General features: G+C 43.9%; 1 pseudogene. It reads right to left on the bottom strand.

The annotated features are described in order from the left end of the window. Window positions 1-185: 185 nt before the first annotated feature. Window positions 186-1,401 (bottom strand): annotated as a pseudogene (locus tag JCM17471_RS13085) (IS110 family RNA-guided transposase). Window positions 1,402-1,645 lie beyond the last annotated feature (244 nt).

Below are 1,645 nucleotides of genomic sequence, written 5' to 3'. Positions count from 1 at the left end.
TTTTTTCTACCATTAGTCAAGCACTAATGTTGATTTAATCACGTTTTCTTTTACGTTTAGATGGATCACATTTCTTGTTATTAGAGTAATCATCCGTTCATACTGCTGATTTTTGAGTTTGAGGGTAAACCAAATAGACCTTTGGCATTTTCATTTTTGCCTAAGGGTTTACACTATTCACGTAGTCAGATTGGTTGGCGCTGGACGCCGTATTGATACAACTGACTCGTTGTCACGAGATGATAAATCGTTCGTAGAAGGCGACTCATCGCGGCGACCGCAACTTTCTTTGAGCCAACGGTTTTTCCGTTGACCACGGGAAGTTGCTTTTTCGTTTCTGATAGAAGTCGTTGATGTGATTTGGTTTCGTCTTAGCGGCACTGGAAATGTTAGTGATCGCCCGATACAAGACCGCTCTAGCAATATGATTGCCGCGTTTACTGATCTGATCAGACGCGATGTAGTTTCCCGACTCATAGTGACGCAGATCGATCCCAACAAAGGCATTCAACTTGTTGCTACTTCCGAAGCGCCGGATATCGCCGAGTTCACCAATAAGGCGCACTACTGTTTTTCCGCAAATCCAGGAATACTCATGAGAATTTCAAACTCTGGTAGACCCTTAGCCAACTGAACCATTTGATTAATGATCTGATCCTTATGAGCTTCCCGTTCCGTTACTTGTTTGGCGTGATAACGCGTTTGTTCAAGCATTGGTGAATCAATAGACTCGGCCGGATATGAAGCTTTTGCGAGATTCAGAAGTTTAGTTGCGATAGCTTTCAGTGCTGCTTTCCCGTGATGAGAAACCACACTTGATATCTGTTCATAGACGTCTTCCGGCGTTTGTTCGTTTAAACAATCGGCGTGTGGATACAGCTGTACGATTGTCCAGTACATCTTCCCAGTAGGCTTGGACAAGAGCTGTTCAAGCTCTGGAAACGTCAACTGAACACTGCGGTGAAGTCGATTCTTCTCACGTACCAGGTCGGAGTTTACCTCTTGATAGAAGCGACTTAGATTCATCAAGTCCCGATAAACCGGTTCTTGATAATAAGTGAGTCGACGCTTGAAGATCAACTGCGTCTGCGCTAAGTGTAAGGCATCGTTCTTGTCGGTTTTTCGCGTACGCAAACCATCTAACTGCTTCTTAGCGGCTAGCGGATTGAGTTGGGAGTATCGATACTGATGATCATCTAAGAAGCGCCTGAGGCGTTGTGAGTAGACTCCAGTAGCTTCGAAGACGATTTGAGGTTCTCGATATTCCTGCAAGTGTTTGAGTAACTCCTGAAACCCAAACCAGTCGTTGTTGATTTTCGATTGCCATACAGTGGTATCGTCGTTGATTACAGCGACATTGGAAGTAGCCTTACTAACATCAATACCAAATACAATTGCCATTATGAGCACCATCTTTCTAGGGTTTTTTACGGATTTGCACCATCATTCTAATTTTCAATACACGACCTCAAGGCCAACAGACTACGAACAGATTATGTGATGGTGCAGTGAAGTTGCCATTTTTGTTTGCGACGTCTAGCGCCAAAAACCTACGACAGGTCAACTTCACTACCACTTTACGCCTAAACGAAAAGTGGTGAAGAAAGATTCCGTCGAATCAATCTTCACCACTAAGGTTAGTCTG

Source organism: Lacticaseibacillus saniviri JCM 17471 = DSM 24301 (genome assembly GCF_001311785.1).
Lineage (GTDB): Bacteria > Bacillota > Bacilli > Lactobacillales > Lactobacillaceae > Lacticaseibacillus > Lacticaseibacillus saniviri.
This window is presented reverse-complemented; position numbering and strand designations above follow the sequence as displayed.